The sequence below is a fragment of the Geothrix sp. genome (genome assembly GCF_049292215.1).
GTDB lineage: Bacteria > Acidobacteriota > Holophagae > Holophagales > Holophagaceae > Geothrix.
This window is the reverse complement of the sequence record NZ_JBATQW010000078.1, coordinates 18,012-41,376: the sequence shown is the minus strand read 5'-3', so window position 1 is coordinate 41,376 and position 23,365 is coordinate 18,012. Positions and strand designations below refer to the sequence as shown.

The window sequence follows — 23,365 nt, the reverse complement described above, 5'->3', positions numbered from 1 at the left end:
CCCTGCCGGCCCTGCCGGCCCTGCCGGCCCGACCGGCCCCACCGGCCCCGCCGGCACCACCACGGTGGATGCCGCCCTGCTCTCGACCGACCAGTGGGCCGCGCTGAAGCCGACCGTGGCGGTCACCAACGTCGTGGTGACCGCGGGCAAGCCCGTGGTCTCCTTCACGATCAAGGATCCCGCCGGCAGTGGCATCAAGGGCCTGGGCAACTTCAAGGCCAAGAGCTCCACCGCCACCCTGTTCAGCTATCCCAACCTGGCCTTCGCCCTCGCGAAGCTGGTGCCTGAGGATGCCGTCACCAAGGCCCCCAGCAAGTGGGTCAGCTACATCGTGAGCAGCGTCCCCACCACCACCGCCGCCGCAGGCGCCACCCGCCCCAGCACCGACAACACCGGCACCCTGGTGGACAACGGTGACGGCAGCTACGTCTACACGTTCTACCGCGACATCGCCGGCATGCAGGCCTTCCTGGATGGCCTCACGTACACGGGCGCCAACAACAAGGCTGACCTGGGCGACGTGACCTACCAGCCGAACCTCGTCCACCGCCTGGACATCCAGTTCTCCGGCGCCGCCCGTGGCACCGGCAGCAACACCGCCAATGGCGTCACCGTGGCCGCCTCCGTCAACATGGAGAACCCCGTCAACCTGATCTACGACTTCATCCCCGCCACCGGCCTGCCCGTGGCCGCCGGGACCGATACCCGCGAAGTCGTCAAGATCGTCAACTGCAACGAGTGCCACTCCAAGCTCGCCTTCCATGGCGGCGGCCGCGTGGAATCCCGCTACTGCGTGGTCTGCCACACCGACCAGCGCAAGTACGGCTACGCCGTTGCTTCTGCCGGCGTCACCACCACCTACACCGGGGACACCCGCAAGCTGAACATCGACTCCGTGGGCACCCAGACCATCGCCTCCGGCGACATGCCCTCCATGGTCCACCGCATCCACATGGGCACCAACCTGACCAAGACCGGCTACAGCTATGCTGGCGTGGCCTTCGAGAAGCTCGGCTACTCGATGATCGAAGGCGGCGTGCGCATGTGCATCAAGTGCCACGACGGCGTTCCCCAGGCCGACAACTTCAACACCAAGCCCTCCCGCCTCGCCTGCGGCGCCTGCCATGACGGCGTCGACTTCGCCACCGGCCACGGCCCCGGAGTGCCCGCCCAGCTGAACGACGCGGCCTGCGCGATCTGCCACCTGCCCGCCGATGTCAAGACCTACCACCAGACCCTGAACAAGACCACCCACAACCCGGCGGTTCCCAAGGGCCTCACGAACTTCACCTACCAGATCAGCAGCGCCACCCAGACCACCTCGGGCGGCAACGTGACCATCGTGTTCCGCATCATGAAGGAAACCGATGGCTCCACCCCGGCGCCCGTGGTCTTCGAAGCGGCCACCACCCCCATGGCAAATCCCCTGCTGGGCTTCACTGGTTCCCCCAGCTTCCAGCTCGCCTGGGCCATGCAGCAGGACGGCATTGCCGCCCCCGCGGACTTCAACAACCTGCTGGCCGCCGACGGCGCGCCTTCGTCTTCCAACTACCAGCCCCGCAGCGTCTCCATCGCCGCGCTGCTCGACACCGCCAAGACCCTCACGGACGGCACCCTGTCCGCCCCTGACGCCAATGGCTACTACACCGCCACCATCGTGGGCGGCGGCCGCATCTTCCCCACCGGCGCGAAGCTGCGCACCGTGGGCCTCCAGGGCTACTTCACCCAGAACGCCGGCACCTGGGATTCCAACCGGGATGGCGTGGTCAACGCCAGTGACATCGATGCCGGACCGCGGCATGCCATTTCCGTCACCAAGACCATCACGGGTGAAACCGCCCGCCGCGCCGTCGTCGACAACACCAAGTGCATGAGCTGCCACGAGTGGTTCGAAGGTCATGGCGGCAACCGCGTCTATGACATCAACATCTGCGTCCAGTGCCACGTGCCTGGCCTCGTGACTAGCGGCAAGGGCATCAGCGACACCGAGCTCTCCAACTACTACAACGCTGGCCTCTTCACGGCCAACGACAAGGAGAGCCTCACCAAGTGGACCGGGATCGACTTCAGCACCAACCCGGTTGCTGCCGGTGGCGTCAACGTGGCTCTGGCCTTCCCCCAGACCAGCAACAACATGAAGGACATGATCCACGGCATCCACGCCGGCAAGGACAGGACCACCCCCATCGCCATCACGCGCAATCGCACCCCGTCGGCCATCAATGTCATCGACGGCGCGCGCATCGGCTACCCGGGCATCCTGAACAACTGCCAGGCCTGCCACACCTACAACGGCTACAACGTGCCGACCTCAGGCGCCATCCTGGCCACCCGGGAAGCGGCTATCAACGTCGCCGGCAATACGACCACCGCTCTGGCCAAGGCCGCCCTGGCGACCTCGAACCCTGGCGATCTCATGATCACCCCGTTCACCGCCACCTGCGTCAGCTGCCATGACAGCGTCCCCGCCAAGGCCCACATGACCTTGAACGGCGGCCAGATCAAGGTGGCCCGCAGCGCGATGGTGGTCGCCAACGAGTCCTGCGCCGTCTGCCACGGCAACGGTTCGGACTTCGACCCCGTCAAGGTGCACCAGTAATAGCCTAGGGAGGAGCGGGGCGACCCGCTCCTCCCACCGCTCTGCCAACCCGGATGCCTCACCGTGTCCGGGTTGTTTTTTTGTATCCTGCTCATTGGGGGAATCCACTGCTCCCTCGGTTTCCCTGGAGGCTCCTCATGACCAACCGATTCCAAGGTCCCCTGCTCGCGGCTCTGCTGATCGCGATCGGCGGCTGGCCCACTCTGTCCGCCCAGGACGCGCCCCCAGCCAAGCAGCCCAAGGCCCCCCAGGCGGCCCCAGCCACCCCTGCCGCCAAGGTCACCTCGGCACCCAAGGCCAAGGGCAAGTCGGCGGCGAACCCGCCCCAGACCAAAGGCAAGCTCAAGCCCGTGGACATCAACAGCGCCACCAAGGAGGAACTCTCCTTCATGCTCGGGATCGACGTGGGGCTGGCGGCAAAGATCGTGGCCGGACGGCCCTACCTGACCAAGGCACGCCTGGTGACCAACAACATCGTGTCGCAAGCCACCTACGAGACCATCAAGGGGCGCATCGTGGCCAACCAGGGGAAACCTACCCCAGCCAAGGCCGCACCGGTGGCTCCGGTCAAACCCGTCAAATAGCTCTTCCCCTGCAGCCTGTAGCCCGTCCTGGTTGGTCCCATGAAAAAGCTCTTCGTGTTCCTCGCCTCACTGAGGTTGGCCGTCATCCTGCTCGTCCTGATGCTGGTGGGACTGGCCCTCGGCACCATCGTCGAGACCCGGTCCAACGCGGACACCGCCGGGCGACTGGTGTACTACGCTTGGTGGTTCCTGGGCCTGCAGGCCCTGTTCGCCCTCAACCTTGCGATGTCGCTGGCGGACCTGTTCCCCTGGGCGAAGAAGCGCACCGGCTTTGTGGTGGTCCATGCCTCCCTGCTGCTCATCCTGGCCGGGTCCACGCTCACCTACCTGTTCAAGGTGGAAGGCAGCCTCGCCATGTGGGAGGGAGACAGCGCCTCGATCATCGAGGCCCACGATCCAGAGGGCAAGGTGATCAGCCGGCATCAGCTTCCCTTCTCGGTGAAGCTCGAGGATTTCGTGCTGGACACCTATCCAGGCACCAACCGGCCCTCGGGCTTTTCCAGCCAGGTGTTGGTCACGGACCAGGACACCGGGCGCGCCTTCCCGGCGCGGATCTGGATGAACCACGAGCTGAAGCACCGGGGCTATGCCCTGTTCCAGTCCAGCTACGAGCAGCGTCTGGGGCGCGAGGCCACGGTTCTGTCCGTGTCGAAGGATCCCGGTCAGCCGATCGTGTTCATCGGCTTCATCACGCTGGTGGCCGGCCTGCTCATCGTGCTCGGCACCCGGCTCGCCCAGAGCCTCGAAGCCAAGGCTGACCTGCCCGGCCAGGCCGGACGGGCGCTCCTGCTGGCCCTGGCCCTCCTGGGGGGAAGTAACGCGATGGCCGCCACGGACCTGGAGTCGTTGCGGCGCCTCCCGGTGCAACACGATGGCCGCACGATGCCCCTCGATACCCTGGCCCGCGATCGGGTCTGGACCGTCACCGGCTCTCATGCCTGGCAGGGCCGGGAGGCCGTGGCGATCCTGGAGGGATGGCTGGCCGATCCGAAGGCGGGCGCCCGCGAGGGCAACATCCTCATCGGGTCGAAGGAACTGGCGGACAAACTGGGCCTGCCTTCCGGAACGACCCACGCGTCCTTCGTCTTTCTCCTCCAGAACCAGGCGCTGGGTGAGCTGATCCTCGCCTCCGACCGGGCCCAGGCTGGGGGCAAGCGGCCCCCAGGGCTGCTCCAGGATGTCGGCAAGCTGAAAGAACGCATCCTGGTCCTGAAGGACGTACTCATCTGGCAGGCCGTGCGGCCGCTCCCCCAGCCCCTCGATCCGAAGGCCCGCTGGGAAGCCCTGGCGGAGCCCTCGCTGCCTGCGCTCGGCCAGCTCATGGCGGGACCCCGCCTGCAGGGATGGCCCGCTGCGGAGAAGATCGAGCGGGAGGTCTTCTACAACCGCCTCAACCCCTTCCGGCTCTCCTGGCTCATCCTGCTGGCCTCGCTGCTCGCCGCGATCGCGGCCTGGATCCGGCAGAGCAGGGCGCTTGACCGGATTGCCTTCGCCTGCCTGGCGGGCGGCTTCGGCATGACGACCTGGGGCCTCCTGCTGCGCTGGCAGGTCGGTGACCGTATTCCCGCCGCCAACATGTACGAATCCATGCTCTTCCTGGCGTGGGGGGTGGGTCTGTTCGCGGTGATCGCCAACGGGGTGGCCCGGAACCGCCTCGTGGTCCTGAACGCGGCGGTGATGGCTGCGCTGACGCTGGCCCTGGCAGACCTGCTGCCGATCGACCGCCTGATCCATCCCATCGCGCCGGTGCTGGCGGGCACTCCCTGGCTCGCCATCCACGTGCCGATCATCATGGTGGGCTATGCCGTCCTCGCGCTGGGCCTCGTCGTGGCCCATATGCAGGTCGGCGTCTCGGCTTTCGCCCCGGATCGGGTCGACCTGGCCGACCGGATGTATGAGCTCCTTTACTGGTACATGTTCGTGGGCTCGATTTTCCTCGTGGCCGGCATCATCACGGGGGCCATGTGGGCTGCGTCCTCCTGGGGGCGCTACTGGGGCTGGGATCCGAAGGAAGTCTGGTCACTGGTGGCCTTCCTGGCCTACATGGCCATTCTGCACGCCAAGCTTGACCGGATGATCGGCCGGTTCGGGGTGGCGGTCGTCAGCATCCTGGCCTTCCAGACCATTTTGATGACCTACCTGGGAGTGAACTTCGTCCTGGTCACCGGCATGCATTCCTACGGCATGGGGGATTCGCCCGTGGTGATGTGGATGGTGGCCGTCGCGATGGCCGAGGTCGCCTTCCTGGGCTATGCGGCCTGGGTCGTCCGGAGGCGGGCCGCGGTCAAGGTGCCGGTGACGTCCACGTAGGGCACCCTTCAGGCGGGCAGTCCGTAGATTCAGAGCCCCGGCGCGGGGCTCTGAATTTTCATGGATGATGCGCGAATCAGGTGAAGGTGACGCAGATCACAATGGGGTTGACTCGTTAGATTACCGGAGCATCTTCATTAACAAGGCCTGTTCTGGCAAGCTCTTTCATGGAGGTTCCGATGCTCCCACTGTCCCAGACCACGGGCTATGCGGTGCGGGCACTGCGCTGCCTCCAGGAACCCGGCGGGCATCCGGTGCTGGTCGAGGAAGTGGCGGAGTACACCGGCATCCCACGGTCCTATCTCTCGAAGCTGATCCACAAGCTGGCCAAGAAGGGGCTGGTCATTGCTCGCCGGGGTCACCACGGCGGCGTGGTGCTGGCCCGGCCCTCCACCGAGATCACGCTGGAAGACCTGTCCGATGCAATCGACGGTTCGGCCTGGCGGAACCGCTGCCTCATGGGCCTGCTGGGCTGCTCGGATCACGCCCCCTGCGTCCTCCACGAGTTCTGGCACACCACGCTGGACCAGATCATGGCGAGGTTGCGCTCGGTGACGCTGGCGGACCTTGCGCAGAACCACGACCCCGGCGTGGAGCACTTCAGGGCCACCCACGGCCTCGTGAACGAGCCGCACAAGGCGGCCTGCGAGTGCGAGCACGCCGTCGCCCACTGACCCTACGGGCATGTCAACGCAAGAGGCCGCCTGGTGGCGGCCTCTTGCGTGCACGGGAAGGGGCCTGGATCAGGCCTTCTTAGCGGGGGCCTTCTTGGGGGCGGCCGGCTTCTTCGCGGCGGGCTTGGCGGCCTTCTTGGCCCGGGGCTTCGCCTTCCGCTCAGGCAAGGCATCGGCCAGGCGCCAGCCGCGGCTCTGCTGCTCGAAGGTGCGGATCTCCTCGAGGGTGATGTCCTTGAGGCAGCGGTGGATGTGGTCCCGCTCGGCCTTCCAGAAGGTGTGGGAAGGGCAGGCGCGCTCGTCGGTGCAGTCCTTGAAGCCGAGGAGGCACTGGTTGCGCCACTCGGAGCCGTCCACGGCCTCGGCGATGAGGTCCAGCGTAATCTCCTTGGCGGCCAGAGAGAGCACCACGCCGCCCTTGTTGCCGCGCTTGGCCATGACCAGCCCGACCTTCGCGAGCTTGTGGATCATCTTGGAGAGGTAGGGGCGGGGGAAGCCCGTGCGCGCCGCGACGTCGACGACGAGGGTGGGCTTGCCACCTGGATCTTCAAGGCAGCTCATGGCCAGGACCGCGTAACCGGAGGACTGGGACAGAGGAAGCATGGTCACCTGCGCAGAAAGGAGTGGATGGATGCTACAGATAATAGACGATCTTCAGGTCAATCACATCCAAAGACTGTGATTCCGCGCACAATACGCAAAACCCCCGGAGGCCCGGGGGTTTTGTCAGGAAAAGCGTTCGCTCAGGGCTTCCATCCGTTCAGGATCCGCATGTAGTTCGCGCGGGTGAAGGCCTGGGGATTCGGGGACTTGACCAGGCTCATGCTGCCCCGGGCCTGGGCCAGGGACTCGTACTCGTGCTCCTCGAGCCACTCGGCGAGGGTGGCCCGGCTCTGGGCCAGGCGATCGGGCCCATGGATCAGCAGGGCCGAGACCATCTGCACCGCATCGGCGCCGGCCATGACCGCCTTGAGGGCGCCAATGCCGTCATGCACACCGCCGGTGACTGCGAGGCTGCCCTTCACGTGGCCGTGGAGTACCGCCAGCCAGCGAAGCCGGAGCAGCAGGTCGGCGGGGCCGGACAGCTGGAGGCTGGGCTCGGCCACCAGCTCCTCAACGTTGATGTCGGGCTGGAAGAAGCGGTTGAAGAGCACCAGGCCATCAGCGCCCGCGCCTTCCAGCTCCACAGCGAAGTGCGCCAGGGCGGAGAAGAAGGGCGAGAGCTTGACGGAGACTGGGATCTTCACTTCGGCCTTCACGGCCCGCACGATGTCCAGCGTGCGCTTCTCCACATCAGAGGCGGATTCCTGAGAGTCCGTGGGGATGTAGTAGACGTTGAGCTCCAGCGCGTCGGCCCCGGCGTCCTGCATCAGCTTGCCGTAGTGCAACCAGCCCGCGGGGGTGGTGCCGTTCAGCGAGGCGATGACGGGCACGGACACGGCGTCCTTGATGCGGCGAATCTGTTCCAGGTACTTCTCGGGGCCCAGGCGGAAGTCGTCGGGCTGGGGGAAGTAGGACAGCGCCTCGGCGCTGGCGTTCGCGCTGAGCTGCATGTCCATGATGGTGCCCTGCTCTTCGCGGGTGATCTGCTCCTCGAAGAGGGAGTGCATCACGATGGCCGAGGCGCCGGCGTCTTCCAGGCGCTTGACCATGCCCATGTCGTCAACCATGGGGGAGGCGCCCGCCATGAGGGGATGGGCCAGCTTGAGGCCGAGGTAGGTGGTCGAGAGGTTCATGTCGTCACCCTCAGCTGTGCTTGGCCGTGACGGACAGCTTGGCGAGCTGTTCGTAGACGGAGTAGCGGTTGGTGGTATCGAGCTGGGCCTGATCCATGAGCTTCTTGAAGTGCTCAGGGTTCTGCTGCTCGATCATGCGGTAGCGGGTCTCGTTGCGGACGTACTGGAGCATGGGCACCTTGGGGGCACCGGAGTCCATCTGGAGCGGCGCCTCACCCTTGTCCAGGCGGCGGGGGTCGAAGCGGAACAGCGGCCAGTGGCCGGAGTCCACGGCGAGCTTCTGCTGGTCGCAGCCGTGGGCCAGGTCGTAGCCGTGGGCGATGCAGTGGCTGTAGGCCAGGATGAGGCTGGGGCCGTTGTAGGACTCGGCTTCCTGGAAGGCCTTCACGGTCTGGGCATCGCGGAAGCCGAAGGCGATCTTGGCCACGTAGATGCCGCCGTAGGACATGGCGATCATGCCGAGGTCCTTCTTGGGCATGCTCTTGCCGGCCATGGCGAACTTGGCGCCGGCGCCCATGGGCGTGGCCTTGGAGGCCTGGCCGCCCGTGTTGGAGTAGACCTCGGTGTCGAGCACCAGCACGTTCACGTTGCGGCCGGAGGCGAGGACATGGTCAAGGCCGCCGTAGCCGATGTCGTAGGCCCAGCCATCACCGCCCACGATCCAGACGCTCTTGTCGACCAGGTAGTCGGCCAGATCGTGGAGCATCCTGGCTTCGGGCTCGGCAATCCCGGCCAACTTCTGCTTGAGGATCTCGACGCGCTCGCGCTGCGCCTTGATGCCGGCTTCGGTGGTCTGGTCGGCGGTGGCGATGCCGGCGATGAGTTCATCGCCGAGCTTCGAGCCCAGGCGATGCATCAGCTCGAGGCCGAATTCCTGGTGCTTGTCCACGGAGAGGCGCAGGCCCAGGCCGAATTCCGCGTTGTCCTCGAAGAGGCTGTTGGCCCAGGCGGGACCACGGCCGTCCTTGTTGGTGGTGTAGGGCGTCGTCGGCAGGTTGCCGCCGTAGATGCTGGAGCAGCCCGTGGCGTTGGCGATGAGGGCGCGGTCGCCGAAGAGCTGGGTGAGCAGCTTGACGTAGGGCGTCTCGCCGCAGCCGGAGCAGGCGCCGCTGTATTCGAAGAGGGGTTCCAGGAACTGGGTGCCCTTCACGTCCATCTTCACCGTGGTGCGATCGACTTCAGGCAGGTTGAGGAAGAAGTCGAAGTTGGCCACTTCGGCCTCGCGCAGCGGAGCCTGGGCGACCATGTCGATGGCCTTGTGCTTGGGGTTGCTCTTGTCCTTGGCGGGGCAGACCTCCACGCACAGAGTGCAGCCGGTGCAGTCCTCGGGCGCCACCTGGATGGTGTACTTCTGGCCCTTGTACTCGGGACCCTTGTAGTCGATGGATTTGTAGGTGGCGGGGGCGCCGGCCAGCTCCGCAGGATCATAAACCTTGGCGCGGATGGCGGCGTGGGGGCAGGCCAGGACGCACTTGTTGCACTGGATGCAGATGCCGGCATCCCACTCGGGGATCTCGAGGGCGATGTTGCGCTTCTCCCACTTGGTAGTGCCCACGGGCCAGGTGCCGTCGATGGGGAAGGCGCTGACCGGGAGCAGGTCGCCCTTGCCCTCCATCATCACGGCGGTGACGCGCTGGACGAAGTCCGGGGCGCCGGCGGCCACCATGGGGGGGCGCACGCGGGTGGAGGTGGCGGTCGCGGGGACCTTCACTTCGTAGAGGTTGGCCAGGGTCTCGTCCACGGCCTTGAAGTTCTGCTGGACGACGGCGTCGCCCTTCTTGCCGTAGGTCTTCTTGATGGCTTTCTTGATCTGGGCGATGGCCTCGTCCTTGGGCAGCACGCCGGAGATGGCGAAGAAGCAGGTCTGCATGATCGTGTTGATGCGGACGCCCATGCCAGTGTTCTTGGCGACTTCATAGGCATCGATGACGTAGAACCGGAGGTGCTTCTCGACGATGGCCTCCTGGACTTCCTTGGGCAGCGTCTCCCACACGCTCTCGGCGTTGTGGGGCGTGTTGATGAGGAAGGTGGCGCCCGGCACGGCGGCTTCGAGCATCTCGTACTTGTCGAGGAAGCTGGTCTGGTGGCAGGCGATGAAGTTCGCCTTGGTCACCAGGTAGGGGCTCTTGATGGGGCGGGGGCCGAAACGCAGGTGGCTGATGGTGATGGCGCCGGACTTCTTGGAGTCGTATACGAAGTAGCCCTGGCCGTAGTTGGGCGTCTCCTCGGCGATGATCTTGATGGAGTTCTTGTTGGCACCCACCGTGCCGTCGGCGCCCAGCCCGTAGAAGAGGGCGCGGGTCACGTCGGCGGCCTCGATGTCAAAGTCGGCGTCATAGGTCAGCGAGCTGTGGCTGATGTCGTCCACGATGCCGACGGTGAAGTGGTTCTTGGGCTTGTCCTTGGTCAGGTTCGCGAAGACGCCCTGGACCATGGCCGGGGTGAATTCCTTGGAGGAGAGGCCATAGCGGCCGCCCACCACGAGGGGATCGAGCGTGGTGTGGCCTTCTTCGCGGCCTTCGCGCAGGGCCGCGATCACGTCCATGTGCATGGGATCGGCAGGGCAGCCGGGCTCCTTGCAGCGGTCGAGGACGGCGATCTTCTTCACCGAGGCGGGCAGGGCGCGGACGAACTCGGAGATGGCGAAGGGCCTGAAGAGGCGTACCTTCAGGACGCCGACCTTCTCGCCCTGCTTCATGGCCCACTCCACGTACTCGTGAGTGGTGTCGCAGCCCGAGCCCATGATGATGACCACGCGCTCGGCCTCGGGGTGGCCGAAGTATTCATAGAGCCGGTATTGGCGGCCCGTCAGGGCGGCGAAGCGGTCCATCTCCTGCTGGGCGATGGCGGGGAAGGCCTCGTAGAAGGGGGTGCAGGCTTCCCGGGCCTGGAAGAACGAGTCAGGGTTCTGGGCGGTGCCGCGGATGACGGGAGCATCGGGCGTCAGGGCCATCTTGCGGAACTTGGCCACCAACTCGTCCGGCACCATGTGGCGCAGGTCCTCGTCGTTGAGGATCTCGATCTTGGCGACTTCGTGGCTGGTGCGGAAGCCATCGAAGAAGTGCAGGATGGGCACCCGGCTGCGGAGGGTGGCGGCGTGGCAGATGGCGGCGAAGTCATGGGCCTGCTGGACGCTCTCGGAGGAGAGCATCGCGAAGCCGGTCATGCGGCAGGACATCACGTCGGAGTGGTCGCCGAAGATGCTCAGGGCGTGGGTCGCCAGGGTGCGGGCGGACACGTGCATGCAGAAGGGCGTCAGCTCGCCGGCGATCTTGTACATGTTCGGGATCATCAGGAGCAGGCCCTGGGACGCCGTGAAGGTCGTCGTGAGGCTACCGGCCTGGAGCGCGCCGTGGACCGCGCCGGCGGCGCCGCCCTCGGACTGCATTTCCACCACGGAGGGGATGGTCTTCCAGACGTTGGTCTTGCCCTGGGAGCTCCACTCATCGGCCCACTCGCCCATGTTGGAGGAGGGCGTGATGGGGTAGATGGCGATGACCTCGCTGAGGCGGTGGGCGACCGAGGCGGTGGCCTCGTTCCCATCCAGGGTCTTCACGATGCGGGTGCTCATGGTGCGCTCCTTCCGGGGGCCCTTAGCGGGGTTCCGGCGATGGGGATCAGGACAGGATTCGTGCCTGCCATATCATACCTGATGAAACGGTCGATTTGATCACAATTGGTCCAGTGGTCAGACCGCCGCCTGGGGCTCCCCCATGAGGCGGTGGTGGATGGCCGCCGCGGCCCGGCGGCCCTGTCCCATGGCCAGGATCACGGTGGCGCCGCCGGTGATGACGTCGCCGCCCGCGAAGACGCCGGGAATGGAGGTCTCGCCGGTCTCGTTGTCGACCACCACAACCCCACCCTTGAGGGTCTTCAGGCCCTTGTCGGTCATGGCCAGGAGGGGGTTCACGTCGAAGCCCAGGGCGACCACCAGGGTCTCGCAGGGGATCATGATGCGCTCGTCGGTCATCTTGGGGCTGCGGCGGCCATCGGGGCCGGGCTCGCCCAGCTCCATGACGGCGCACTCGGCGTGGGTCATCCAGCCCTTGTCATTGCCGTGGAGCTGAACGGGGGTGGTGAGGAACTTGAACTCGACGCCCTCCTCGTGGGCGTGCTCCAGCTCCTCCTTCCGGGCGGTGGATTCCTTGATGGTGCGGCGGTAGACGATGGTGACGTGCTCGGCGCCCATGCGGCGGGCGGCGCGGGCGGCGTCCATGGCGGTGTTGCCGGCGCCGACGATGATGACGTTCTTCCCGACGGTCACGGGCGTGCCGTACTGGGGGAAGAGGTCGGCGCGCATGAGGTTGATGCGGGTGAGGAACTCATTGGCGGTGTAGACGCCCTTGTACTCCTCGCCCGGGATGCCCATCATCTTGGGCAGGCCAGCGCCGGTGCCCATGAACAGGGCGTCGTTCTCCTTGCGGAGATCCTCCAGCGTCATGCTGCGGCCCACCAGGGTGTTCATGACGAACTTCACACCGAGGCGACGCAGGTTCTCCACTTCCTGATCGACGATGGCGTTGGGCAGGCGGAACTCGGGGATGCCATAGAGCATCACCCCACCCGGCTTGTGGAAGGCATCGTAGACCGTGACCTGGTGGCCCTTCTTGACGAGCTCGCCCGCCACGGTGAGGCCGGCGGGGCCCGCGCCGATGACGGCCACCTTCTTGCCGGTTGGCGCCTCCACGGGGGGCAGTTCGGTGGAGCCCAGCATCGAATCGGCCGCGAAGCGCTCCAGGCGGCCGATGGAGACGGGATCACCCTTGATCCCGACCACGCACTTGATCTCGCACTGCTTCTCCTGGGGGCAGACCCGTCCGCAGACGGAGCCCAGGCTGGAACTCTCCTTGATGACGCGGGCCGCAGCCTGGGGATCGCCATTGACGATCTGCTGCAGGAAGGCGGGGATGTTGATGCTGACCGGGCATCCGTCGATGCAGGCGGGGTGCTTGCACATGATGCAGCGGGCCGCTTCCAGCTTGGCCTGCTCGGGCGACAGGCCCAGGCTCACTTCGTCAAAGTTGCAGACGCGCAGCTCAGGGGGCTGGCAGGCCATCTCCTGGCGGGGGATCTTCATCTTCTGGCTGGGCTTGATGGTGCCCAGGTCCAGGGTCTGCCAGTCGGCCAGGTCGGTGACCGCCTCGTTCAGGTACTTGGAGTAGTCCACGGGGCCTGAGGCGGCCACGCGGCCGATCTTGCAGTCGCTCGGGTCGCACTGCTCTTCCGACTTGTACCAGTCCTGGCGGTTGCGCAGCATGGCGAAGTCCACCTTGTGGCCGTCGAAGTCGGGGCCGTCGAAGCAGGCGAACTTGGTCTCGCCGCCCACGCTGACGCGGCAGCCGCCGCACATCCCGGTGCCGTCGACCATGATGGCGTTGAGGCTCACCAGGGTGAAGATGCCGTGGGGCTTCGTGAGGTCGGCGACGGCGCGCATCATGGGCAGGGGGCCCACGGCCACGACTTCGGCCACCGGCTCACGGGCGATGACATCCTTGAGCGCATCGGTCACCAGGCCCTTGCGGCCCAGGCTCCCGTCATCGGTGGTGACGATCAGTTCAGCCGAGGCCGCGCCCAGCTCGTCGGCCAAGAGCACCCGCTCCTTGCTGCGTCCGCCCAGGATGGTGATGACGCGGCGGCCCTTGGCGTGGAGCTCCTCGGCGGCCGGAAGGATGGCGGCGGAACCGTAGCCGCCCGCCATCAGCACGATGGTGCCCTCTTCGACCAGCTCCGTCGGGGCGCCCATGGGGCCGGCCACGGCGTAGAGCCGGTCGCCGGCGCTCAGCTTGCCCATGGCCTGGGTGGTGGAGCCCACCTCCTGCATGATGAAGTGGATGTAGCCCTTGCGCGCATCGCCGCCGGCGAGGGTGAGGGGGATGCGCTCGCTCTCGGGGAAGGGGGCCACCATGAAGAACTGGCCGGGCTTGCGGCCCCGGGCCACCTGGGGGGCCTGCACGATGAAGGACCAGGTCTCGGGAGCCACGAGCTTCTTCTCGAGGATGAGGTAGCCGTCCTGGGTCTCGTCGTCGGAGCAGTAGAGGGACTTGCCCTTGAGCAGGGGCAGCATCAGGAACTCTTCCGCCTCGATGTGGTCGCGGATGAGGTCCACCAGGCGCTGACCAAGCAGCGTCAGAGAGCGCGGGGCGCGGACGGCGCCGTCGCTGATCTCGGCCAGCAGCTGGAGGGTCAGGTCCCACATCTGGCGGTGGTCCTCGTGGAGGCGCAGGTGCAGGGCCTCGGCGCCCAGCTCCTCCAGCAGCGGGAAGAGCTCCCGCTCTTCGGCCTCGTTGTGGGGACGCAGCACTTCGTAGATCCACTTGGCGCCCTTGTCCACTTCCTTCCAGTCCCCGGCCCCCAGGGCCTCGGCCATGCGGGTCAACCGGATCTGGGCCTCCTCGTGGGTGGCATGCCAGTTGGGGGCGGGCAGGTTGCCGGCACTGATCAGCAGAGGAGCGGACTCGGACATGGATGCCTCCAGATCCGTTCAGCATGAGATGTCCAGGCCCCGAATTCTGTGTCTAAAAAGCTAATGTGGGACACTTGTGATCCATGGCACAGGAGGCTGTTATCGCAAGGACTTAGCCCTCATTTTTATTATGCCTGTTTGCTCATTTGTTTTTGGATTTGCCCCTCGGTTCGCGAAGGATTTCCCGCACCTTGCCGACCAGCTCACGAACCCTGAATGGTTTCTGCAGGAACCCGTCCGGGGGAAGATCCGCCAGGGACTCCAGGGACTCCTTCTGCGTGTAGCCGCTGGTCAGGAGCACCTTGACGCCGGGCTCCAGGCCCCGGATGCGTCGGAAGGCCTCGGCCCCGCCCATCCGGGGCATGGTCATGTCGAGCAGGACCAGGTCGATGGCCCCACGCTCCTGCTCGAAGCGCTCCACGGCCTCCAGGCCATCCCGAGCCTCCAGCACGCCGAAGCCGGCGGTCTCCAGGGCGCTCCGGGCGAGGTCACGGATGATGCTTTCGTCGTCCACGACCAGAACCGTGCCTGACATCGGCGCAAGCGGCTCGGCCTCGGGGATGAGCTGGGCAACGGTGGATTCGGAGGCCGGGAACAGCAGGATGAAGAGGGTCCCCTTGCCCGGGGTGCTTTCCACCCGGATTCCCGCCCGGTGGCCGCGCACGATGCCCAGCATGGCCGAGAGGCCCAGGCCCCGTCCGGTGAATTTCGTGGTGAAGAAGGGATCGAAGATGCGGCCAATGGTCTCGGCGTCCATGCCGCAGCCATCGTCCTCCACCTCCAGGCGCACATAGGGGCCGGGCTCCAGGACCTGACCAGGGAAGGTGGAGGAAAGCTCGCCGCGGCTGTAGGCCACGCTCCGCGTGCGGACGATGACCCGGCCGGGCTGGTCCCCGATGGCCTCGGAGGCGTTGATCACCAGGTTCATGACCACCTGCTGGAACTGGGCACTGTCGGCGTCCACGGGTGGCAGGCCCGGTTCCAGGTCGGTGGTGACCGAGACCTTCTTGGAGATGGACACGGAGAGCAGGTCGCCCATCTCGAGGATGATGGCGTTCAGGTCCAGGGGCCGGACGGCGAAGTGGGCCTTGCCGGCGTAGGCCAGAAGCTGCCGGGCGAGGTCCGAGCCGCGCTGGGTGGTGGCCTCGATGCGCTGGAGGGCGCTGCGCAGGGCGGGGTCGTCCGGAATGCGGTCCAGCGCCACCTCGGCATTGCCGAGGATGGCCGTGAGCAGGTTGTTGAAGTCGTGGGCGATGCCGCCGGCCAGGACGCCCAGGCTCTCCAGCTTCTGGGCCTGGCGCAGGGCGCTCTCGGCCCGGCGCCGCTCAGTTACATCGTCAGCGAGGAAAATGGCTCCGATGAAGCGCCCCCGCTCGTCCCGGAGGGCGGTGTTGTACCAGTCGCAGAGGATCCGCTGGCCGGTGCGGGTGAGGTTCTCCATGGTGACGCGGGTGCCGGTCTCGCTGGCGAGCAGGGCCTCGCGGCGCGCAGGCACGTCGTCCTGGCCCTCGGGCGTGATGATCAGGACCCGGGGGTCCTGGCCCAGCGCAGTCTCCTTCGGGAACCCGAAGATGCGCTCGGCAGCGGGGTTCCACTCGCTCACCTTGAACATGGCGTCCGTTTCGATGACCGCCAGGGGCGTGTAGATCAGGTGGCTGCGATTCCGGTGCAGCGCCTCGCGGAGGGAGGCGTTCATGGAGTGGGCCAGTTGCAGCGCCCGCCGGCGGGTGCCCGCGAGGGACCACACGACGGCGGCCAGGCAGACGCTCACCAGCAGTCCCCCGAGGAGGAGGATCAGAGGCTGGTTACGACCCTCGACCTTGTAGAAGTCGGACTTGATCGCATACCGGACCTGCCAGCCGCGACCGCCGATATCCAGAGTGCGAAGGACGTCCGCATTCCCGCCCTTGGGCCAGTCGGGGGTGGCCCAGAGCCACTGGGGACCCTGGGCGGCGAAAGCGTCCACCACCTCGAAGGCCACGCCCTGGTCCTCGCCCCGGAGTACGTCCGCGATGAGGGGCTTGAGGAGGATGCCGGCGGAGATCCAACCGCGGAGGAACTGGCGGCGTTCGGCCGGGTCCCCGGGGGTTCCCCCATACACGGGCACGAAGAGCGCCACGGCGTCTTCCCGGCCGGTCGGCCGGGTGAAATGGAGGAGACCCGAGAGGGTGGGTTGCCCGGTATCGCGGGCACGCTCCGCAGCCGCGCGCTGGGTGGGGCTGGTGCCCACGTCCAGGCCGAGCCCCGCCGCGGCGCGCTCGCCGGGTTCGCAGAGCTCGATGATCAGGTGGTTCCCATGCTGGCTGGGCGCGTGCAGCGGCATCGGATCCGAGATGGGCCGGTGGTAGCGCCCCGCGAGCTGGGGCCTGCGCTGCAGGAAGGCGTCCAGCTCAGGGGAGGGGACCGGCGTGATGAAGGCGAGGCTCGTCAGGCCCGGGTGGCGGCCGGGCAGGTCGAGCTTGTCCACGTAGGTCCGCCACTGCTCGACTGCCAGGGGCGAGCTCCCGCCCACGAAGAAGCCCTGGGCACCACGGGCGATGTCCTCGTAGCGGCCCAGGCGGTTCCGCAGGCTCTGCTCGGTGCGGCCCACGAACCGGTTCAGCCGGGCCTGGTCCCGCAGCTGCTGGTTCTGCCGGGCGTTCAGCCAGGCCACCATCGTGACGGCCAGGCTCAGCAGCAGCACGGCCAGTGTCGGCACCCAGGGACGCTGGGCGTTGGCTGCGGGATCGGATGGGTCGGAGAAAACGGGCATCTTGGGGCTCGGGTGTCGGTTCATGTTAGCGGTCTTTGAAAGGTGTGGCGGCAGGTCGGAAGCAGGCGGCCCTTCACGCCTGCGGTAGGGTGGAGGACGCCGGAGACCACCGTGGACCTGCTTGATGAATTCCTGCCCTACGCCCAGAGCTGCCTGAGGCACCCCTCCGAGCGGGCCCGCCTGGCGGTCATCCTCACCCAGTGGGCCGCCAAGTGGCAGGGGAAGCAGCGGCTCTTCGACCACTCCCGCAGCCACCACGGGGCCTTCCTCCACTTCAACCAGCTCATGGGTGGGAAGTGGGTCCAGGCCTTCACCTTCGTGGCCACCAAGCGGGAAGGCGTCTGCCTCCGTGGCCCCGAGCCGGATCGCATCCGCAAGGCCCACAAGTTCCGGCACAACCCCCTGGACGCCGCCCCCCTCGAGGCCCTCTTCGAGGCCTGGTCCCGGCATCCAGAAGCCCGCCCGGCCGGTCACGCCGTGGAGTTCTTCCTGGAGGAGACTCCGGATGAGGTGTGGGCCGCCTGCCTGGCAGAAGCATTGACCCACCTCGGCGCCTGAAGTAAGGTCTCAGGACCGCCATGCTGATCTCCCGCCGCTTTTTCGCCTTTAGCTTTCGCACCTCGGGTGCGAGGCCCAGCGGCGTCTAGACCGAAACCGCTTCCGCCATCGCCCCCGAGACCTCACGGCTCGGGGGTTTTTGCATTCCAGGAGCTCCCATGACCCCGCCCAGCCCCCAGACCCTCGCCGACCTCCGCCAGGCCATCGATGCGGTGGACGACCAGGTGCTTTCCCTCCTCAACCGGCGGGCGGGCCTCGCCGCGGACGTGGGGCGCCTGAAGTCCGAGGCCGCCCCGGAGGCCCTCTTCCACGCGCCCAAGCGCGAGCGGGAGATCCTCGCGCGCCTGGAGGCGGCGAACGTGGGGCCCTTCCCGGATGCGGCCGTCCGCACGATCTTTCAGGAGATCATGAGCGCCTGCCTGAGCCTCGAGAAGCCGCTGCGGGTGGCCTTCCTGGGGCCTGAAGGAACCTTCACGCACCTGGCAGCCCGGCACCAGTTCGGCGGCTCCAGCCAGGCCCTGCCCCAAGGCACCATCCAGGCCGTGTTCCAGGCGGTGGAGCGGGACCGGGCCGACTACGGCGTGGTGCCCGTTGAGAACGCCACCGAGGGAGCCGTGGATTCCACCCTCGATGCCTTCCTCGACAGCCCCCTGCGCATCTGCGCGGAGATCCTGCTGCCCGTGGACCAGGCCCTGCTGGTGCATCCGGGCTTGGACCTCGGCAGCGTCCGTCGGGTCTATTCCCATCCCCAGGCCCTGGGCCAGTGCCGTCGCTGGCTGGAGGCCCACATGCCCCAGGCGGACCGCATCGAGGCGCCCTCCACCTCAGAAGCCGCCCGGCTGGCCCGGGAGGATGGCGAGGGCGCGGCCGTGGCCTCGGAACTGGCCGCGGAGCTCTTCGGCCTGCGCGTGGCGGAGACGCGGATCCAGGACCTCGCCGCCAACGCCACCCGCTTCGTGGTGCTGGGACCCAAGGCCGCCGAGCCCACGGGCCGCGACCGCACCACCCTGCTGGCCATGGCACAGGATGGACCCGGCGCCCTGTTGCGCCTGCTGGAACCGCTGGCCCGCCGCGGCCTGAACCTGAGCCGCATCCAGAGTCGGCCCACCCGGCGGAAGCTCTGGGAATACGCCTTCTTCCTTGATGTGGAGGGCCACGCCGAGGAGCCCCTCATGGCTGAGGCGCTGGTGGAGCTGCAGACCGCCTGTGCCTCGCTGAAGGTGCTGGGCAGCTACCCGCAGTCTCCCGTGGAAGGTGCACGATGAAACCCTGGACCCCCGATTCCTGGCGGGGTCTGCCCGCGGCCCAGCAGCCCGCCTACCGCGATCCCGCCGCCGTGGATACCGTGCTGGCGGAGCTCCGCGAGCTGCCGCCCCTGGTCGTGGCCGAGGAGGTGGACTCCCTCCAGCAGCAGCTGGCCGAGGCGGTGGCGGGCAAGCGCTTCCTTTTACAGGGGGGCGACTGCGCCGAAGCCTTCCGGGACTGCCGCGGCCCCATCATCCAGGACAAGCTGCGCGTGCTGCTGCAGATGTCCGTGCTCATCACCCACGGCGGCCGCACCGGTGTCATCCACCTGGGCCGCATCGCGGGCCAGTACGCCAAACCCCGCAGCGGTCTCACCGAGCAGGTCAACGGCCAGGAGGTCCCGGTCTACCGCGGCGACCTCATCAACGGCCTGGCCCCGGACCAGCGGGAGGCGGATCCCGGCCGGCTGCTGGAGGCCTACCACCGGGCCGCCGCCACCCTGAACCACCTGCGGGCCCTGGTGGATGGGGGCTTCGCGGACCTGCAGCATCCCGAGCACTGGGACCTGACCTGGAGCCGGGAGGACGCGGGCCACTACCTGGAGACCCTGGACCAGGTGCGGAACTCGCTGGATTTCGTCCAGCGCCTGGGGGGGCTGCCGGAGCACCTCCGCACCGGCGAGCTGTTCACCAGCCATGAAGCGCTGCACCTGCCCTTCGAGACGGCCCTCACCCGCTTCGTCCCCGAGAAGGAGCGCCACTACAACCTGGGAGCCCACTTCCTCTGGATCGGGGAGCGCACCCGGCAGCTCGAGGGCGCCCACCTCGAGTACATCCGGGGCCTGGCCAACCCCATCGGCCTGAAGGTGGGCGCCGCCATGACGCCGGACCAGCTGCGACAGGTGCTGGCGAAGCTGGATCCGGAGCGGAAGCCCGGCCGCCTCACCCTCATCACCCGCTTTGGCGCGGGGCGGGCCGAGGCCGTGCTGCCGGCCCTCATCGAGGCGGCCCGCGCCGAGGGCCACCCCGTCCTTTGGAGCTGCGACCCCATGCATGGCAACGGCCGCACGGTGGCGGGAGGCATCAAGACCAGGGCCTTCGGGGACATCCTCCAGGAGCTGCAGGAGGTCGCGGCCCTGCACCGGGTCCACGGCTCCCGCATGGGCGCGGTGCACTTCGAGCTCACCGGCGAACCCGTCACCGAGTGCACCGGCGGCATGGAGCGGCTGGACGAGGCGGACCTCGAGCGGGCCTACCGCAGCGGCTGCGACCCTCGCCTGAACCGCAGCCAGAGCCTGGAGATGGCCTTCCTCATCGCGCAGATGATCCGGGTGCCCTGACGAATTCCAGCGCGGCCCTTGGGTCAGCCGCCGATGCGGGACATCTCGACCCGGGGGAGGCCCGGAGTCGCGCTGCGCCGCAGCTCGGAATAGCGGTCCTCGCGGCGCTTCCAGTGGAAGGCCAGCAGCGAGGCGAGGTCGGCGTCCCCATGGCCGCTCCGGAGGAAGCCCTTCAGGTCCAGGCCCCCCTCGGCAAAGAGGCAGGTGTAGAGGTGCCCATCGGCGGAGAGGCGGGCACGGTCGCAGCTGCGGCAGAAGGGGGCCGTCACCGAGGCGATGAGGCCCACCTCGCCCTTCCCGTCGGCATACTGCCACCCCCGGGCCACGGCGCCCTGGGCGGTGCGGAGGGGTGTCAGGGGCCACCGGGCGTGGAGGGTGCGGTGCACCTCGTCGGCGGGAACCACGGACTCCAGGCGCCAGCCGTTGGTGGTGCCCACGTCCATGAACTCGATGAAGCGCAACGTATGGCCCTGCTCCCGGGCGAAGGCGGCCAGGTCGAGGATCTCGTCGTCATTCACGTCGCGCTGCAGGACGCAGTTGAGCTTGAGGGGGCCGAAGCCGGCGGACCTGGCCGCCTCGAGGCCCGCCAGCACCCGGGAGAGCGGCAGGTCGGTGTCGCTGAGGGCCTGGAACCGGTCTGGCCGCAGGGTGTCCAGGCTCACCGTGAGCCGCTTCAGGCCGGCGGAACGCAGGGCGGGCGCCAGCTCCGGTAGCAGGACGCCGTTGGTCGTGAGGGCGAGGTCGTCGATGCCCGGCACCGCGGCCAGCATTCGCACCAGGGCTGGCAACTCCCGCCGCAGGAGGGGTTCCCCCCCTGTGAGGCGCAGCTTGGTCACGCCCAACTTCGCGAAGATCCGCACCAGCCGGGTGATCTCCTCGAAGCTGAGCAGGGCCTCCCGGGGCAGGAAGGCATAGTCGGGCCCGAACACGTCCTTGGGCATGCAGTAGGTGCAGCGGAAGTTGCACCGGTCGGTGACCGAGAGGCGAAGGGCCCCGAGGGGTCGGGCCAGGGCATCCAGAACCGTCATGGAGATAGGATAGTCCCGGGGGCCCGCGGAGGGTGCGGTTTAGGGCAGGGACCGCGGTTCAAGGTCGTGGGGAGGATGAAGCATTCCCACGGTAGGGATCTGCATCAAGCTCCCCCCTGACGACACTCCGGAGGTAGTAACCAGCTTCCGGTCGGTGGACCAGGTTGAAGGACATCCCAGGCTCCACTCTCCAGATCTTGAAGTCCCGGTAGGTGAGGGGCCTGCCCGGCTGACAAACTTCGGGCGGGTGATCGGCCAACACCACGAAGACGGGGCCCTCTCCCAGGACTCGACCCAGTCCTGTCTTGTCGATAATCAGGGACGTCCGCTCATTGACGGCGACGCCCAGGTGCTGTGTGGCGGGGCTGTCCTGGTTCAACCGGGCCAGGAAGGCCAGGGTCCGCCCCATCCGGTCACGGGGAAGGAAGTGGGTGTCGGTGATGACCTGATGCAAGGGGGGCCAGCTGAAGAATCCAGAGGTGAAGGAAATCTCGGGGTTGTAGGGATCAGCAAGGGCCTGTGCAGAGTTGAAATCGCTCCTGGGCTTGAGCTGACAGGCGTCGAAGACCAGGCCGCCCATGATCGCGCACCCCGCACTGGTGCCACCCACGGCCCCACCTCTGGCGACCACGGACTTGATGGCCTCTTCGACTTTGGTGCCTCTGAAATGCGTCACGTAGTGGCACTGGTTGCCCCCGGCGAAAAACACCACCTCCGCCCGACGGACCGTGGCTTCCACCTCGGCGGCATTGGCGTCCTCTCGACTGGTGATCACCAGGGTCTCCACGGAGTTGACCCCATCCAGGGCGAGGATCCCCTTGTTGTAGCCATCAGCCTGGGACGCGCGGAGCACGACGACATCCACCTTGGCGCCCGGTTTAGGTCCCCGGGCCTGGTCGATCATCCACTGGATGGCCTCCAGGACATCCGGACCGCCTCCGCCGAGGTTGTAGGCGGGCCCATGGAGAACCGGCTTGGCGTCAATGGTGCTGCCGGAGTGATAGCGGGTCACGGTGGCGTGAACAGAGGCGGGCCCCGCCAGCAGAACCAGCATGAGCCTGATGCCCCATTGCCTGGGTTTATGGCCAATGGGCATGAATGCCTCCAAGCTGGTGCCGCATCCTCGGACCCGGCCTGATGTGGCATGAAGGAACTGGGCGGGGAGGTCTTCCGGATCTGAACGGTTTCATTCTTCTGAGTGGTACAGGGGCTGGGAGATGCGTTCCGCCTCCTTGAAGCGGTGGATGTTCTTGGCGGCGGATTTCGATGCCGCAAGCACCGCCAGAGCATTGGCCATCAGCATGAAACTCGCCAGGCTGTGGGAGTACAACAGGTTCTCCCCGGAGAGGGGGAAGACCCAGTTGCCCAGCCTGGACAGAGGTGCATCCAGGCGGTCCGTGAAGCCGAGGATGGGAACATGCCGTTCCCTGGCATAGGCGACGGCATCCAGCGTCTCCCGGGAATAGGGATGGAAGCTGAAGGCGATGAGGAGGTCCTTGGCGGACAGCTGGGAGGTCTGGGTGGCGAAGTCGACACTCTGATCGGCCACGGAGGTGAGACCCACCTGGGTCAGGAGATAGGCGAGAACACCGGCCATGTGGCAGGAGATGCCGCGGCCCAGGATCACCCGATGGCGCGCTTTGGAGAGGGCGCCCACCACATCCTCCAGGGTCTGGCCGTTCACCTGGCGAAAGGTCGATTCCATGTTGGCGACGTCCCGCCGAAGCACCTCCTCCAGGGTCCGCATGGCGCTGGAGGGCGTTTGCAGAAAGCGCGCCTGCTTGCCCCGCTTCTCACGGGCTTCCGACACCAGCGCCTGGCGCATCTCGCCATACCCGGCGTAACCGAGGGTCTGGGCGAACCGCACGGCGGTGGGAACGCTGACCTGCACCTCCTTGGCCAGCCGCTCGGCACTGTTGAAGGCGGCGGCGGGTTCTTCGAGCAGGCGGTTCGCGATGAGTCGCTGTCCGTCGGTCAGGCCGTTCAACTGCTTGGCCAGGCGCTCCATGAAGGGTTCAGATGCGTGGGATTTGGTCATGTGGTCAGCCAAGGAATCGGTTCCGACTATGCCAGCCGG

General features: G+C 67.2%; 15 protein-coding genes. 7 read left to right on the top strand and 8 right to left on the bottom strand.

What is annotated here, in order from left to right:
* The 4 genes from WAS25_RS14065 to WAS25_RS14050 all read left to right on the top strand — a co-directional run.
* Nucleotides 1-2,599, top strand: a 2,599-nt coding sequence (locus tag WAS25_RS14065) for an OmcA/MtrC family decaheme c-type cytochrome (protein ID WP_422313182.1), incomplete at its 5' end; no start/stop codon positions are given.
* Between the two features lie 137 nt (nt 2,600-2,736).
* Nucleotides 2,737-3,183, top strand: coding sequence for a helix-hairpin-helix domain-containing protein (locus tag WAS25_RS14060; protein ID WP_422313180.1), 447 nt, complete (start codon nt 2,737-2,739; stop codon nt 3,181-3,183).
* Nucleotides 3,184-3,222: 39 nt separating this feature from the next.
* Nucleotides 3,223-5,493, top strand: a complete 2,271-nt coding sequence (gene ccsA / locus WAS25_RS14055) for a cytochrome c biogenesis protein CcsA (RefSeq protein ID WP_422313178.1) — start codon at nt 3,223-3,225, stop codon at nt 5,491-5,493.
* 179 nt (nt 5,494-5,672) lie between these two features.
* The gene (locus WAS25_RS14050; RefSeq protein ID WP_422313176.1) at nt 5,673-6,167 is read left to right on the top strand and encodes an RrF2 family transcriptional regulator; all 495 of its coding nucleotides are present in this window, start codon (nt 5,673-5,675) and stop codon (nt 6,165-6,167) included.
* A 69-nt stretch (nt 6,168-6,236) separates the two neighbouring features.
* On the opposite strand, the gene WAS25_RS14045 is transcribed toward WAS25_RS14050, so the two are convergent.
* The 5 genes from WAS25_RS14045 to WAS25_RS14025 all read right to left on the bottom strand — a co-directional run bounded on the left by WAS25_RS14045 (nt 6,237) and on the right by WAS25_RS14025 (nt 17,118).
* Nucleotides 6,237-6,770: an RrF2 family transcriptional regulator gene (locus tag WAS25_RS14045; protein ID WP_422313174.1), complete on the bottom strand. Its 534-nt coding sequence runs from the start codon at nt 6,768-6,770 to the stop codon at nt 6,237-6,239.
* Between the two features lie 140 nt (nt 6,771-6,910).
* Nucleotides 6,911-7,903 (bottom strand): dihydroorotate dehydrogenase-like protein, encoded by a 993-nt coding sequence (locus tag WAS25_RS14040; RefSeq protein ID WP_422313172.1) that lies wholly within the window; start codon nt 7,901-7,903, stop codon nt 6,911-6,913.
* 10 nt (nt 7,904-7,913) lie between these two features.
* Nucleotides 7,914-11,474, bottom strand: coding sequence for a pyruvate:ferredoxin (flavodoxin) oxidoreductase (nifJ, locus tag WAS25_RS14035; protein WP_422313170.1), 3,561 nt, complete (start codon nt 11,472-11,474; stop codon nt 7,914-7,916).
* A 117-nt stretch (nt 11,475-11,591) separates the two neighbouring features.
* Nucleotides 11,592-14,366 (bottom strand): NADPH-dependent glutamate synthase, encoded by a 2,775-nt coding sequence (gene gltA / locus WAS25_RS14030; protein WP_422313168.1) that lies wholly within the window; start codon nt 14,364-14,366, stop codon nt 11,592-11,594.
* Between the two features lie 142 nt (nt 14,367-14,508).
* The gene (locus tag WAS25_RS14025) at nt 14,509-17,118 is read right to left on the bottom strand and encodes a CHASE domain-containing protein (RefSeq protein ID WP_422313166.1); all 2,610 of its coding nucleotides are present in this window, start codon (nt 17,116-17,118) and stop codon (nt 14,509-14,511) included.
* Nucleotides 17,119-17,229: 111 nt separating this feature from the next.
* On the opposite strand from WAS25_RS14025, the gene WAS25_RS14020 reads away from it, so the two are divergent.
* The 3 genes from WAS25_RS14020 to WAS25_RS14010 all read left to right on the top strand — a co-directional run bounded on the left by WAS25_RS14020 (nt 17,230) and on the right by WAS25_RS14010 (nt 20,260).
* Nucleotides 17,230-17,676, top strand: a complete 447-nt coding sequence (locus WAS25_RS14020) for a hypothetical protein (protein WP_422313164.1) — start codon at nt 17,230-17,232, stop codon at nt 17,674-17,676.
* Between the two features lie 158 nt (nt 17,677-17,834).
* The gene (gene pheA / locus WAS25_RS14015; protein WP_422313162.1) at nt 17,835-18,941 is read left to right on the top strand and encodes a prephenate dehydratase; all 1,107 of its coding nucleotides are present in this window, start codon (nt 17,835-17,837) and stop codon (nt 18,939-18,941) included.
* Nucleotides 18,938-20,260 (top strand): 3-deoxy-7-phosphoheptulonate synthase class II, encoded by a 1,323-nt coding sequence (locus WAS25_RS14010; RefSeq protein WP_422313160.1) that lies wholly within the window; start codon nt 18,938-18,940, stop codon nt 20,258-20,260. Before pheA ends, WAS25_RS14010 begins: the two co-directional genes overlap by 4 nt.
* Before the next feature lie 23 nt (nt 20,261-20,283).
* Here WAS25_RS14010 and moaA read toward each other — a convergent pair whose 3' ends face one another.
* The 3 genes from moaA to WAS25_RS13995 form a co-directional block, all read right to left on the bottom strand.
* Complete coding sequence (moaA, locus tag WAS25_RS14005; protein WP_422313158.1) at nt 20,284-21,288, bottom strand: GTP 3',8-cyclase MoaA; 1,005 nt, start codon at nt 21,286-21,288, stop codon at nt 20,284-20,286.
* Between the two features lie 58 nt (nt 21,289-21,346).
* Nucleotides 21,347-22,384 (bottom strand): cyanophycinase, encoded by a 1,038-nt coding sequence (locus tag WAS25_RS14000; RefSeq protein WP_422313156.1) that lies wholly within the window; start codon nt 22,382-22,384, stop codon nt 21,347-21,349.
* A gap of 90 nt (nt 22,385-22,474) precedes the next feature.
* Nucleotides 22,475-23,326 carry a MurR/RpiR family transcriptional regulator gene (locus WAS25_RS13995; RefSeq protein WP_422313154.1) on the bottom strand — a complete coding sequence of 284 codons (852 nt, stop codon included), beginning with the start codon at nt 23,324-23,326 and terminating at the stop codon, nt 22,475-22,477.
* Nucleotides 23,327-23,365: the final 39 nt, after the last annotated feature.